Raw genomic sequence first — 13,830 nt, 5'->3', positions numbered from 1 at the left:
GCAGCGATGTCCCACGAGGCATCACCCAGACTGCGAAGAGAAGCGTGACCCGGATGAGTGACAACGGTCCCAAACAAAGAAGGAAAACGAGCTTGACCCAAATGCCCAATTAGAGAAGCGGACATAAAGAAATCCTGCCAGCTTGCTTGAAATATGATTGAGCACGCAACATATCACTATCGAGTGAAGCGAGGAGGTCCTCGCAGGCGCCTGATAAGCGTCATGTGCCCGAAAGGGCATCCGGTTCGAGCCCGGTGCTCCCCGCCAAAGCCCGCTCTTCAGAGTGGGCTTTTATTTTTTTGTCTCAAACCCGAGCCAATGCGCACGAAAGATGCTGTAGCATCGGTATTGCCGTGAAATTTTTCAAGGAATCAAACTAGATGGAAGTCTTCTATTTCAAAGGCCGCGTAGTCCCTGACCACGTACCGCTCACAGTGAACTACACTCCAAAATTCGAGCGGAAGCCAAGTGTGGAAACAGAACCCGAATCTGTCATCGAAGTCTCGATTCTTGAGGGCGGGTTCCAAGTTAAAGTTGAGGTCGAGCAGTATACCGACGACAAAGCACTAGCGCTTTTCCAAGCGGCCTGGGACGCAGCTCAACGCTTGGCGAATGCGGCAGGATTTATCAGTGCTATCCCTTATCAGATTGTTGTCGATTTTGTCGTGAGGCCAGACGGCTCCGTTAAAGCACTTGCACTTGGTGATGCTTATCTGAGATCACTTGGTACTTTCACCGATGACGACATCGAGACCATCGCTGATCTTATGATTGCAGATCATGCATTTGGCGAAGCGGTAGCAGATCTTCTATCGATGCTCAGCAAGACCCACTACGCTCCGATCAGCTATGGTAGAGTTGCGGAAAGCATCGCGCGACTCATAGCTCCAAATGAAAAGCAAGGTGCCATGTGGGCTAAAGCGCGGAGCGAACTCAGGGTCAGCGAAGGTTATTTGAGAGCGCTGACGGAGGCATCAACTGATCCAAGACACGGAAATCGGACACCAGTTAGTGCGGCAACCAATCGGAAACTAAGTCAAATGGCATGGCTTCTAGTTCATCGCTATGTCCACTATCGTTTACGTGAAGGCAATCTACCAAAGGCTGAGTTTCCCGAGCTGTCTGGATAAGTCTATTCTAGTTTTCCTCATCTTTTGTAGCAATCGTAGCCCATAACCGACCTCCACTAGATGATTGAAGCACTACGTTGCGGCCCGCCTTTCTGGACATTGCGTTCGCAATACCGGGCAATCTGACAAATTCATGTTTTTGCTCCACTCGAGTCCGAGTATGATAGGGCCATTCGAGCAAAAAAAATGTGGAAAATTAATGACCGCAAGTCCCGAGGCAACAGGTGGCGTTGGCTACACCTTTGAAGATTCGGTAGTGGCTTCATATCTGACCAGCCTACTTGTTGAAGGCGGAGCGCGAGGGATCTCTGAAGCGATTACTGACGGCGTCCTTCTCCAGCGCGCGGCGCTTGGCGAGCCACTGGACGACATTATTGTGGAGGGGTCGGATCGATACGGCCAACCTTCCAAACTGGCTCTACAAGTGAAGCAAAGCCCAACGCTGAGTTCTGCTGAAACGAATACCGACTTTCGAGACGTTATTTCGGCTAGCTGGCGAGAATTCAAGAAAGACGGCTTCAGAATAGGTCGGGACCGTGTCGGACTAGCTGCTGCTAATATCGCCCAGTCCACACTCCGGGCAGCCCGCTCTACGCTTGAATGGGCTCGTACATCCAAGTCGGCAGACGATTTTTTTAGGCGGCTCGAAACCGAGAATTTCGCAAGCGACGCACAAAGAAGGTTCGTGAGCGATGTCCAAGCTTTGCTCCCAGCAGACGCGCAAGATGAGGAAAATTCGTGGCAGTTTCTAAGGCGTTTTGTCATCCTCGTCTTTGACACGCTTTCAGAAGGAGCGTCAGGTTCGTTCGAGGCGATTGAACGTCTGAGGAATGCGCTACCAACTGGAGAGCGTCATCGTGCCGAAGAGCTTTGGGTACGACTTTCCCAGATATCACGACAAGCGTCCGGCGCAGCAGGTAGCTTTTCAAGGGCAACATTGGTTGAGCAGCTTTCGGGAGTGTTTGATCTTTCTTCTCTTCCAAGCATGCGCAGCGATCTGGTTAAGGTAGCAGAAGAAACAAGACACGCTCTTCAAGGTATCCGAATGGATATCTCTGGGCTGATTGTCCCGCGGAACAGTATTCTCGAAAAGATTAACGAAATTGATGACGGAAAGCGATTTATCCAATTAGCGGGCGAGGCCGGTTCGGGAAAGTCCGCGGTGTTACGCGCGCTGGCCGAAGAGCACGCCAGGCACGGTTTCGCTCTAGTTCTGACCGACAAGCGTCTCGTCGGCCCCGGCTGGCCCTCACTGGCCAAGCACTTGCGCCTAGAAGCGGAACGACTTGCTGACCTCCTTTTTGAGCTAGCCACACTTGGAAAACCAACTCTCTTCATCGACGGGATAGATCGCCTAGGAAATGAGACCCGTCAAACAATCTTGGATATCGTAACTATTCTTCTCGATGATCCAAGGCTTGCGGACTGGCGCGTTGTGGCATCTACCCGGTCGTCACACCTCGAGGACTTGAGAATATGGCTACCTCCTCAACTTGTTGAGGAGGGCCAAGCACACATCGTCGAGATCGATGGATTTGATGATAGTGAGGCTGGCATCCTTGCCGAGCGGTTTCCAGCGATGCACGAAGTCCTGTTCGCCGAGGGTCAAGAAAAGGAATTTGCAAGGCGCCCTTTCTTTGCTCAGGTTTTGGCACAGCGTTCAGTGGGCACTGATGGAGCACCGGACAAATTTTCCGAGATTTCGCTGGCGCAGGTTTGGTTGGAAGGAGCGCAGGCTCTACAAGATAAAGCTTCTTCAATTGAACGCCGCCAAGCGATGGGTGAGCTAGCCGCGAGATGTGCTCAAGCAACCAATAGAAGCGCCGCAGTAGAAGGCATTTCCGCTCAAGCTCTGACGGAACTAGTACAAGAACGAGCGATAGCGGAGGTTGCGGGTAGCGGACGATATTCCTTTACCCACGACATATTTCTTGAATGGGCGATGTTCGGTTTGTGCCGCCAAAATGGTCCAGATTGGCCGAGCACCCTCACCGCCGCTGGAGACAGGCCAGGAATGATCCGGGTAGTGGAGCTACTGTCACAGTTTGAATTCGAGACCGGACACAACTGGTCAGAAACTCAATTGGCACTGGAGCAGCAGGAAGCGTGGCGTCATTGGAGCAGGGTTTGGCTCCTTGCACCATTTTCCTCGCCAGCGTTCTTTGACCGTAAAGACACGATTTCAGAATTCTTGAGGGAAGACCACCGGCTTATCAGGCTCCTTTCTTCTTTCCGCGCTCACAAAACTATCGAAAACCTTCTAGTCGTTCATGGCGCTCTTGAACTCGGCGAGAAAACTAAGTTTGAAAAATTCAGACTAGCTGACTTCTTGTCTTGGCCCCGCCCTGTTCGGAATTGGAGGCGATTGCTGATCTGGTTGCTTTCGCTTGATTGGAACGAGGCAACGGCCGAGGACATTGTTGACACGTTCGAAGTATGGCTGAACCTGTTTCAAGATTATCCCGACAAGATCAAAGATCGTTTTGCTGAACGAGTCGATCAGATATTGACTGAATGGGATGCCTACGACTATAGGGAACGGAGCAAAAAGATCACTCCATTAGGGTTTCGTAAGGATGGTTTCGGTCGCAAACTTCGACAGGCTTTCCTAAGATCCTCGCTCACTAACACGGACCTGCTAACTCGTAGGCTTCAAGCGTGGACAAGCGAACGAATTGACGACAAGATCCAAACCAGCGTCTTTGCATGGAGCGTGCGCCTTGCCAGTGTTGTCCCTGAAGCCCTAGCCGACTTTTCCTTCCAAGCGTTTATCGACCCATTACCATCAGAGTCAGCCAAGAGGTCGCGGGGGCAGATGATCGGTTGGTCGCCCCATATGAATGATTGGGATTCTCCGGGAATTTGCGACTATTCGCGCCACTGCCATCCAGCCTCGCCTATTCAGCAACCATTCGCAGCCCTTTTCGAGCACGCGCCTCAAGAAGGTCTTCGTTTAGTTCGCAAGCTGCTCAGCCGGACCGTTGTCGCGTGGAGAGAGCTTCCCCAATACGACTATCGTAACCGAGAAATTCCGGTTTCATTTAGTGTGGAGTTCCCTTGGGGATCCCAAACGTTTTGGGGCGGACGAAGGATTTATGGTTGGTATCGGGGTCTGTTTTCTTGCGACATCCTCGGGTCGGCACTCATGGCGCTGGAAGATTGGGCGTTCTCCGAGCTCGAAGCCGGACGTGACGTTGATGAGATCGTAGAGGAGCTTGTTACCGGACACGAAAGCGTGGCCACGCTGGGCATCGCTTTGGGAGTCTTGTTGGACAAGGATGCGCTGTCACCGGCGGCAGCCGCTCTGGTAGGCTGCCAGCACATCTGGGCCATGGACGAGTACCGCTGGCAACATGACGTCCAAGGCCTTCATTCAAACGAAATCGGAGCGAGCTTCGGCTTGTCTAACGATACAACTCACCTTGAAGCACTGAAACGCCTCAACTCGCGGCCTTCCCGGAAGAAGAACATCAGATGGCTCGCGACAGCATTCATACTCACAGCTAACGACCAACGCGAAAAGGTGGCGGAAAAGCTTACTAGCTTTCCAAATGAGCTACCCTTCACCCACGAAGGCCAAGAAGATGACGATAAGCTAGTCGCATATTTTCTGCATCGAGCCGAGGAGTGGGCCGCGATGGCAGACCTGTCGAACTATGCTCAGGTGGAAACCGATGATGGGAAAGTCGGCGTTGCATTTCAGCCGTCAGACGAACGAGTGCAACAAGCTGAAGAAGCAGGTGAGCGGCTAGCCCATTGGAACGAAGGCTTCCAACTGCTGAACCAATGTGAGTCTTGGTTTGAGGGCGGCAAAATTGATGATCAGACGCGAGAGGAAATTGTAGCGCTCGCACGCCAGGTCGAAAACGAGGACCTGTTCAAATCTGGTTTTGATGCCGGAGACCCCGGCAGCCGCCGCGCTGGCGGAGTAGCAGCCGTGTCAGCAGCGATTCTGAGTTTGAAGCCCGATCTTCCACGTGATCAAGTGGAATGGGCCGAAAGCGTTGCATTTCGCGCCGCCAGTACTGTTCCGGCAAACGATGAGTTTTTTCACGCTGATGCTCCTTCCGACGACAGACCCGAAACGTTTGCATCGAAGGGATTGACGGCGATAGTCAAGAATGGCGGACCATTAGCAGGTTCAGCACAGGAAGAACTGGTTCGGTTGTGCTTTCATCCCTACAAGGGCGTGCAGTTGGCTGCGTTGGCAAATGCCGCATCATGTTGGCGAGAACACAAGGGCTTCGCTGACAAGTGCACAGCACTCGCTTTCAAGCTGACGACTCTCGAACTGGATCGTGGTTCACCTGATTGGTACCGACGACGCGATGAGAGAGAAAACAGTCTGGCGTCCGAAAAACAACGGCTGTTTGAGGCAACTATACGAGCTCTAGCTTCTGGCGAAGGAAAAGGGCTGTCTGAGACGTATGCCGAAATCGAGCCGGAACACTTAGATCAATGGCGGGTCAAGGATTTCGCGTCGGTGTTGTCGATCATCCCGAAAGACAGGTTCAACGAAGATCATGCTTTTCGTGACGACCTAATAGCTCTTCTGCATAGCTTCGTTGAAAAGCTCACTGCGGCAATTGGCGCAGCTGACGAAGCCGAGCACCGTTCAGGTTCAAGGCTAAGTTTGGAGTTTTCCAGTTGCATTTGGGACTTGGCAGCGCTGTGCGAGAAATTGCCAATTCAAAGTATTCGTAGTGCAATCATACCTATCCTGTCTCAGTTGCCCCATGAGCCGAAGAGCGAAGCTCTCTCGACTTTCGCAAATGCGTACTCCTGCATGCGACTTCTGGATTCACCGACAGTTCCAGCGGGCATTGTTGATGTTTTTCTCGACATCTTTGAGGCAGTCGCAGATGACCCGGATTGGAAGCGTCCGGAGTGGCGGGAGGACTATGGACTTCCCGAGCAGCTTCACAAATTGGTTCGTATCGCAATGGGGGCAAATTGGGATCGGCCAGCAATGGGTGCGGCCCGCTTCGCTAACAATGATTGGTCCGATGCAAAGCTACTGGACCCATTGATTGATTGGATGCTCGAAAGATTTGGCCATCTACCGCAGGTCATGCAAGCATTCTTGCTCCATGTTGAAAGGTCATTCGATCACCGCAGCAGCGAATTCCTCGCTTCGAGGTTGGGAGGCATCGCGCCCGCAGTTTGGCAGTCTAGAGGGTTTTGGTCCGGGGGAAGAACTGCGCAACTCGCCGGTCTATTTCAATCCTTTGCCGAACGAGACGCCCCATTGCAGTCTGATGTCCACGTTCAGTTCTTGGAGATTCTCGATCACTTGACTGAACTTGGGGATCGTCGCGCAGCAGCACTTCAAATGAGCTCGCTGTTTGACCGGCCACGTTTCAGCAATCCGCCACAGGTCTTACAAATCGAAACTTCGCCGTGAGGCCAGATCATAACTTCGTGTCCAAGGTCCGCTTTAAAGGGCTATGGCTTGCCCGTTTGCAACCGCAGCGAAGGTCCGCTTCGTCCGCACAGCGGACCTTTCCAAATCGCGCGCAGGCATCACGACCGCGTGACGCCGCTTTATCCGTCGTGTTACCCTCTTACCTCAAAGGCAACCGCCAACTGAGGAGACATGAACATGACCACCTCACTGCCCCGCCGCACCGTTCTTGCCACCGGCTCCGCCGCCCTGCTCACCACCGGTCTTACGCTCCCTGCCCGCGCCCAGGGGATCGCCCCCACGCCCACAATGCGGGGCGGCGCCAACAATTACCGCCCCGGCGCGCCCATCATGGACCGCATCGGGGGTGGCGGCTTCCTGATGACAGGCACCGTTCTGCGCGCAGGTGACGGGGCACCCATTCCCAACGCACGCATCCAGATGTGGGCCCACACGACCGAAGGGCACGAGCGCGACGAACGCAGCCATGGCGCCACGCTCACGGACGCGCAGGGCCGCTTCCAGATGGACATGCCCCAAATCGTGCCCGCCTTCGGCCAGCCACACGGCCACCTCGCCTATGATGCAGACTACGACGACAACGGGTTCGAGACGGTGTTCCTGCGCCCGATCATGGCCAGCGCCTCCGACACAACGCTTGATGTGCAATTCGTGCTGGTCCCGGCCTGATCCTTGTTGCGCGCCACTCTGATCTGGGCGGCGCTCGGCGTTGCACTTCTGGCCCCGATCACGGCAGCAGCGTTCAGCCCGCTTCTGCAATGGCGCGAGGGGATCTACATCGCCTCCGGCTTTGCCGGTATCCTCGGCATGGCGCTTTTGCTCCTGCAACCCTTGCTCGCGGCAGGTGACCTGCCCGGTCTGTCCCCTACGCGCAGCCGCCGCATCCACCGCATTACGGGCGCGCTACTTGTCCTTGCCGTTGTGGGCCACGTCGCCGGGCTCTGGATCACCAGCCCGCCCGATGTGATCGACGTGCTGCTCTTTCGCTCTCCTACACCCTTTGCCATCTGGGGCGTGATCGCCATGTGGGCCGTCTTCGCCGCAGCTCTGATCGCCGCCCTGCGCAAACGCCTGCCCCTGCGCCCAACATCATGGCGCCGCCTGCACGCAGCGCTGGTGGTCACGGTAGCGGGCGGGACGGTTGCGCACGCCTTGCTGATCCAGGGCACGATGGAGCCGTTCACCAAATACGCCCTGAGCATCTGTGTTGGTCTGGCGGCCCTGCGCATCGCGTTTATCGGCGGCATGATCCCGCGTTTACCCTTTGGCAACGCGTCGCAGCGCACGCACCGTTAAACACGGATTTTGTGCCGGACCGGTGTACGGGGGGTGTACAGAGGGTGCACGCCCGGTGCATCGCCCATATCCCTTGTTTTACGGGCGTTAACCCCCGATTCTCCACCAATCAGGAAAACAGCCCGTTAACCGTTGCGCGTACGGTGGTCGCCGGGCCATAAGCGCCCATGCTCAGCTACCAGCACATCTATCACGCCGGAAACCTCGCCGACGTCCACAAGCACAGCCTGCTCGCCTGGATGCTCGCCTACCTCACGCGCAAGGACAAACCGGTCAGCTACATCGAGACGCATGGCGGGCGTGCGCTCTATGATCTGGGGGCAGACGAAGCGCTGAAAACGGGCGAAGCTGCGCAGGGGATCGCGCGGGCGCGGGACTGGTTTGCGCCTGACCATCCTTACATCAAGTGCCTGACGCAAACCTCTGGCTTACATGGACAAAATGCATACCCCGGTTCACCTCTGTTCGCCACCCAAATCCTGCGCGACACTGACAGCCTGACCATCGCAGAACTGCACCCGGCCGAACACAACGCCCTCGAATTGGCGCTGCCCACGGCCAAGGTTCACCGCGCCGACGGCTTTGCAATGGCGCACTCGATCCTACCGCCCACGCCGCGGCGGGGTCTGATGCTGATCGACCCCAGCTACGAGATCAAGGACGACTACCAAACGATCCCCGGGCATATCCGAAAATACGCACGCGCCTGGAATGTGGGCATCATTGTGCTGTGGTACCCGATTCTGACATCAGGCGCGCACAACAACATGCTGAAATCACTTGAGAAAGACCACCATGATGCCCTCAGGCACGAGGTCCGCTTTCCCCCCGCAAGACCGGGGCATGGCATGGTGGGATCCGGCCTATTCGTGATCCGACCGCCCTTCGGTCTTGCCGAAGAAGCCGCAATTCTGAAAACTCATTTCGACCAGCTGAAGTGACCAAAATGTTCGAACGCCTATTCCCCAAAAGACCCAAAGAAACCGCGCCCTTGCCGGAGCCAACACCGCAACTGGCCCTGGGCGCGCTGCTGGTGCGTGTGGCGATGGCCGATCGGGAGTATCAGGCCCCCGAAGTCGCCGCCATCGACAAGATCCTCGCTGCGACCTTCAACCTAAAGCCGCTTGAAGCCGCCAAGCTGCGTGCCACGTGCGAGGCATTGGAACGACATGCGCCCGGCACACCAGAGTACACGGATATCCTCAGGGAAACAGTAGCTTACGAGGATCGACGCGGCCTCGCCGTGGCGATGTGGCAGGTGCTTCTGGCCGATGGTGACCATGCCCGGATCGAAGAGGATGTGCTGCACCAGATCGAAGCCGCCCTTGCCATTACACCCGAAGACAGCGCCGCCATCCGAACGCAAGCGCTTGGCGACTAACGTATAGCGGCATATATCGCTCCCATGTTCCAAGACCTGCTCAAACGGCTGATCCAGCCCGAACCCGCCCAACTTCCCGATGCTGACGCTCGACTGGCCCTCACGGCTTTGCTGGTGCGCGTGGCCCGGTCCGACAATGACTATTCCGGCGACGAACGGGTGCTGATCGACCAGATCGCGCAGGATCGCTACAGGCTTTCTGCAAGCGATGCCATAGCGTTACGCACCGAAGCTGAAGCCATGGAAGCCGAAGCCCCCGACACCGTGCGCTTCACCCGCGCGATCAAGGACGCCGTCCCGTACGAAGAGCGTCTGGCCGTGATCGAAGCGCTCTGGAAGGTGGTTCTGGCCGACGGGCAACGGGCACAGGAAGAGGATGCGCTTTTGCGGCTCGTCACCAACCTGCTGGGCATCACCGACCAGGACAGCGCCAAGGCACGCCAGCGCGTCAGCGGATGATCGCATCGCTCGGCATGTACGACATGCCGCACCTCCAACGCGCCCATGACCGGCTATGGGCTGGCATCCGCACTGCCCTTGGATATGGCCCCGACCACCTCACTCGGGGTGGTGATCCATGGGCGGAATGGCAATCCCCCGACCTGCTTCTGGCCCAGACCTGTGGCCTGCCGTATCGGGCACGGTTGCATGACAAGGTCACACTCGTCGGCACGCCGGATTATGACCTGCCGGATTGTCCATCGGGGTATTACTTCAGCTACCTGATCCGACGGCGCGACGACCCTCGGCCCTTGAGAGAGCTTTCGAAACAAGGGGTTATGGCCTACAACGAACCGCTATCACAATCCGGTTGGGCCGCTCCGGTGGCGCATTTGGCCGCGCGTGGGCTAAGACCGAAGCGGATCAAACAAACCGGGTCCCACTTGGGAAGCATTAATAGTGTGCTGTTAAAAACAGCAGATTACGCAGCCATCGACGCCGTAACAATGCTCCTCTGGGGCGCTCACGATATGGATGCGGTTGCTTATCTCGAAGCTTTCGACACGACCGAACCAACACCGGCACTGCCCTATATCACCGCACTGGATCGCGATCCCGCACCAATTGCGGATGCCGTACGCTCAGCCATCGCTGCAATGCCACACGAGGACCGGTGCGATCTGCGCCTCAAGGGGATGGTCGACATCCCGGCATCCGAGTACCTCGCCCTGCCCATTCCGCCCACGCCCTGATCAATCCGGCCTCTCCCCACGTCAATTTGCGCAAAACGCAGGCAAAACGTCCCTTTTGCCCGTGGACAAGGCACATCTTTTCCTCCCTTATACCGGCTGATCGAAACAGACGTAGCTGCCCACACGTGTCCGACACCGCCGTTATCGAAATCCGCAACCTACACAAAGCCTATGGCACGCTCGAGGTGCTGAAAGGCGTGGATATTCGGGCGAAACGCGGTGACGTGGTGTCGCTGATCGGGTCATCCGGATCGGGCAAATCAACACTTCTACGCTGCTGCAACCTGCTGGAAGACAGCCAGCAGGGCGAGGTTCTGTTCAAGGGCGAACCGGTCACCTGGAAAGGCAGCGATCACGCCCGCCGCCCCGCCGACGCAAAGCAGGTTCTGCGTATCCGCACGAACCTGTCCATGGTGTTCCAGCAGTTCAACCTGTGGGCCCACATGACGATCCTGCAAAACGTGATGGAAGCGCCCGTGACCGTCCTGCGCCGCGACCCGGCAGAGGTCGAGCAGGCCGCCCGCAAATACCTGGACAAGGTGGGCATTGGCGACAAATGCGACGTCTATCCGGCCCAATTGTCCGGTGGCCAGCAGCAACGTGCGGCGATTGCGCGGGCACTTTGCATGGAGCCGGAAGCGCTGCTGTTTGACGAACCAACCAGTGCCCTGGACCCTGAACTGGAACAGGAAGTTGTCAAGGTGATCAAGGACTTGGCCGCCGAAGGGCGCACCATGCTGATTGTCACGCATGATATGAAACTGGCCCATGACGTGAGCGACCATGTCGTATTCCTGCATCAGGGCCTGATCGAAGAACAAGGGGCGCCCGACGATCTGTTCGGCGCGCCCAAATCGGAACGTCTGCGCGGGTTTCTGTCTGCAACCCACGCCGCGTAAATCAACACACCAACGGGAGTATCACTCATGAAATCCATCCTTCTTTCGACGGTTGCGGTCGCGGTGACCGCCACGTTCGCCCTGGCCGACGGTCACTCGGTCGTGCGCATGGGCACCGAGGGCGCCTACCCTCCCTACAACTTCATCAACGACGCCGGTGAAGTGGACGGGTTCGAGCGTGAGCTGGGCGACGAACTGTGCGCGCGCGCCGAACTGACCTGCGAATGGGTCACCAACGAATGGGACAGCATCATCCCCAACCTGGTGTCCGGCAACTATGACACGATCATCGCGGGCATGAGCATCACGGACGAGCGTGACGAGGTTATCGACTTCACTCAGAACTACACCCTGCCCGACCCGTCGGCCTATGTCGCCATGTCGGCAGATGTTGATCTGGAAGGCGGCGTACTGGCTGCGCAAGCCAATACGATCCAGGCGGCTTTCATCGCCGAAACCGGCGCGACACTGGTCGAATTTGCGACACCCGAGGAAACGATCGCTGCCGTCAAAAACGGTGAAGCCGACGCGGTTCTGGCCGACAAAGCATTCCTGACACCCATCGCCGACGAAGACGCCGACCTGATGATGCTCGACAAGGAAGAGCTGATCGGCGGCGGCATCGGTCTGGGCCTGCGTGAAAGCGACACCGAGCTGAAAGAGAAGTTCGACGCGGCCATCACCTCGATGAAGGAAGACGGCTCGCTGAACGAACTGATCGCCAAATGGGAAATCGGCGACGGTTTCTAAAGACCATTTAGCAGGGCGGAGGACACCTCCGCCCTCCTTTTTCTGGCGTTCATGTTTTCCTTCTGTACCGATCCAAGCACCCTGCCCGACTGGCAGTGGATGGCGTGCTACCTGACAACGGGCAAGCACATGTCGATCTATTGGTCGGTGCTGACTGTCTTTTTACTGTTGGCCATCACTGCGCCCGCGGCCCTGGCCTTTGGTTTTGCCGGAGCCTCGGCGGCTCGATCGCGTATTGCGCCAGTGTCCTGGCTCGGGCGCGGCTACATCGCGATTGTACGGGGCGTGCCCGATATCGCGTTTTTCCTGTTTTTCGTGATCGCGCTTGACCAGGCCATTGAATATCTGCGCCACCGCGCACTTTGCCCCGACTGGACCGACCCCATCCGCCAAGGCAACGATTTTGTGGTCTGTGCGGCGGCCAAGATGCCCCTGGGCAATGCCCCGCAATGGATGCACGAAACTTACGGCTTTGGCCTTGCCGTTTTAACCTTCGCCATCGTGTTCGGCGCCTTCGCAGCCAATGTGCTCTACGGCGCCATGCGCGCCGTGCCCAAGGCGCAGCTCGAGACGGCAGAAGCCTATGGCATGACCACGCGCCAGACCTTCTGGCGGGTGATGGTGCCCCAGATGTGGGTTTTTGCCCTGCCGGGCCTGTCAAACCTGTGGATGGTACTGATCAAGGCGACACCCCTTCTGTTTCTTTTGGGTGTCGAAGACATCGTGTATTGGGCGCGCGAATTGGGCGGGACCAAGACCTCGCGCTTTACGGAGTACCCACATGGCGACTGGCGCATGTGGTACTTTCTCGCGCTGCTGATCTTCTACCTGATGTTCACCCGCGCGTCCGAGATCGTCCTCGACAGGTTGATGGTGCGCCTGACGCATGGACAAGCGACGACAGGCGGTGAAGCACAGCGAAAGGCCGCCGCTTGATGTCCTGCGCCCAGACCATCATGGACTACGGCCTGCGCTCCATCGGGATTGGCGAACGGCTCCTGCCGCGCGATGACTTCACGCTGTGCCAGCAGTTCACCCTGATCGGCTCTGGCATGATCTGGAACATCTATTTTGGCCTGCTCGCACTGGCTTTCGGCTTTGTCCTGGCCACGGCGGTCGCCATGGGCAAGAACGCGCAGTCGAAGCTGATCCGCAAGCCATCGGAATGGTTCATTTTCATCTTCCGAGGCTCGCCGCTCTTTATCCAGTTCTTCTTTGCCTACTTCCTGTTCCTGCAGCTCAAGGGCGTGCACCCCTTCTTTCATCCCTTCTCGGCCGCATGGCTGGGCGCGCTGATTGTCCTGTTCCTGAACACCGCCGCTTACTCAGCCGAGATTTTCTACGGCGCGTTGCAATCCATCCCCAAGGGCGAGGTCGAGGCCGCCGATGCCTACGGCTTATCCGGCTGGCCCCGCTTCAAGCGCGTCGTCTGGCCCACGATGCTGCGGCTGGGCTGGCCGGCCTATACGAACGAAGCCATCTTTCTGTTTCACGCCACGACACTGGTGTATTTCTCCGGCTTTCCGGCGTGGCAACAGCGGGGCGATGCGCTCTACTACGCGAATTACTTTGCAGACAAGACGTTCAACCCGTTTGTACCCTATCCCATCCTTGCAGGATATTTCATCCTGCTGACGTTGATCATCATTGGCATCTTTGGCCTGGTGAACCGTCGCCTGAACCGCCATTTGCCAGCCAACACGCGCCAGAAGATGAAGCTGCGCATGAACCTGATCCGGTGAAGGATTTTGTGCCT

At 57.0% G+C, this 13,830-nt stretch carries 12 protein-coding genes; all 12 read left to right on the top strand.

Features of this window, described 5'->3' with window-relative positions:
- Positions 1 to 380 precede the first annotated feature (380 nt).
- The 12 genes from KUV51_RS15800 to KUV51_RS15745 all read left to right on the top strand — a co-directional run bounded on the left by KUV51_RS15800 (position 381) and on the right by KUV51_RS15745 (position 13,816).
- Positions 381 to 1,130: a hypothetical protein gene (locus KUV51_RS15800; RefSeq protein ID WP_218462994.1), complete on the top strand. Its 750-nt coding sequence runs from the start codon at positions 381 to 383 to the stop codon at positions 1,128 to 1,130.
- Between the two features lie 160 nt (positions 1,131 to 1,290).
- Positions 1,291 to 6,534 carry an NACHT domain-containing protein gene (locus tag KUV51_RS15795; protein ID WP_261385857.1) on the top strand — a complete coding sequence of 1,748 codons (5,244 nt, stop codon included), beginning with the start codon at positions 1,291 to 1,293 and terminating at the stop codon, positions 6,532 to 6,534.
- A gap of 198 nt (positions 6,535 to 6,732) precedes the next feature.
- On the top strand, positions 6,733 to 7,224 hold the full coding sequence (locus KUV51_RS15790) for a twin-arginine translocation pathway signal (protein ID WP_218462996.1): 492 nt from the start codon (positions 6,733 to 6,735) through the stop codon (positions 7,222 to 7,224).
- A gap of 3 nt (positions 7,225 to 7,227) precedes the next feature.
- Positions 7,228 to 7,851: a ferric reductase-like transmembrane domain-containing protein gene (locus tag KUV51_RS15785; RefSeq protein ID WP_218462997.1), complete on the top strand. Its 624-nt coding sequence runs from the start codon at positions 7,228 to 7,230 to the stop codon at positions 7,849 to 7,851.
- 167 nt (positions 7,852 to 8,018) lie between these two features.
- Positions 8,019 to 8,792: a 23S rRNA (adenine(2030)-N(6))-methyltransferase RlmJ gene (gene rlmJ / locus KUV51_RS15780; protein ID WP_218462998.1), complete on the top strand. Its 774-nt coding sequence runs from the start codon at positions 8,019 to 8,021 to the stop codon at positions 8,790 to 8,792.
- 5 nt (positions 8,793 to 8,797) lie between these two features.
- Positions 8,798 to 9,232, top strand: coding sequence for a TerB family tellurite resistance protein (locus tag KUV51_RS15775; RefSeq protein WP_218462999.1), 435 nt, complete (start codon positions 8,798 to 8,800; stop codon positions 9,230 to 9,232).
- A 24-nt stretch (positions 9,233 to 9,256) separates the two neighbouring features.
- Positions 9,257 to 9,691, top strand: a complete 435-nt coding sequence (locus KUV51_RS15770) for a TerB family tellurite resistance protein (RefSeq protein WP_218463000.1) — start codon at positions 9,257 to 9,259, stop codon at positions 9,689 to 9,691.
- Positions 9,688 to 10,425, top strand: a complete 738-nt coding sequence (locus tag KUV51_RS15765; RefSeq protein ID WP_218463001.1) for a phosphate/phosphite/phosphonate ABC transporter substrate-binding protein — start codon at positions 9,688 to 9,690, stop codon at positions 10,423 to 10,425. The genes KUV51_RS15770 and KUV51_RS15765 overlap by 4 nt, the downstream gene beginning before the upstream one ends.
- A 125-nt stretch (positions 10,426 to 10,550) precedes the next feature.
- Positions 10,551 to 11,324, top strand: coding sequence for an ABC transporter ATP-binding protein (locus KUV51_RS15760; protein ID WP_218463002.1), 774 nt, complete (start codon positions 10,551 to 10,553; stop codon positions 11,322 to 11,324).
- Positions 11,325 to 11,351: 27 nt separating this feature from the next.
- Entirely contained in the window at positions 11,352 to 12,074 is a 723-nt protein-coding gene (locus KUV51_RS15755) for a transporter substrate-binding domain-containing protein (RefSeq protein ID WP_218463003.1), read from the top strand.
- A 51-nt stretch (positions 12,075 to 12,125) separates the two neighbouring features.
- Positions 12,126 to 13,010: an ABC transporter permease gene (locus KUV51_RS15750; RefSeq protein WP_218463004.1), complete on the top strand. Its 885-nt coding sequence runs from the start codon at positions 12,126 to 12,128 to the stop codon at positions 13,008 to 13,010.
- Positions 13,010 to 13,816 carry an ABC transporter permease gene (locus tag KUV51_RS15745; RefSeq protein ID WP_218463005.1) on the top strand — a complete coding sequence of 269 codons (807 nt, stop codon included), beginning with the start codon at positions 13,010 to 13,012 and terminating at the stop codon, positions 13,814 to 13,816. The genes KUV51_RS15750 and KUV51_RS15745 overlap by 1 nt, the downstream gene beginning before the upstream one ends.
- Positions 13,817 to 13,830: the final 14 nt, after the last annotated feature.

The organism is Tateyamaria omphalii, from assembly GCF_019802125.1.
GTDB lineage: Bacteria > Pseudomonadota > Alphaproteobacteria > Rhodobacterales > Rhodobacteraceae > Tateyamaria > Tateyamaria omphalii_B.
The sequence above is the reverse complement of the archived record's forward strand: the minus strand, read 5'-3'. Positions and strand labels throughout refer to the sequence as shown.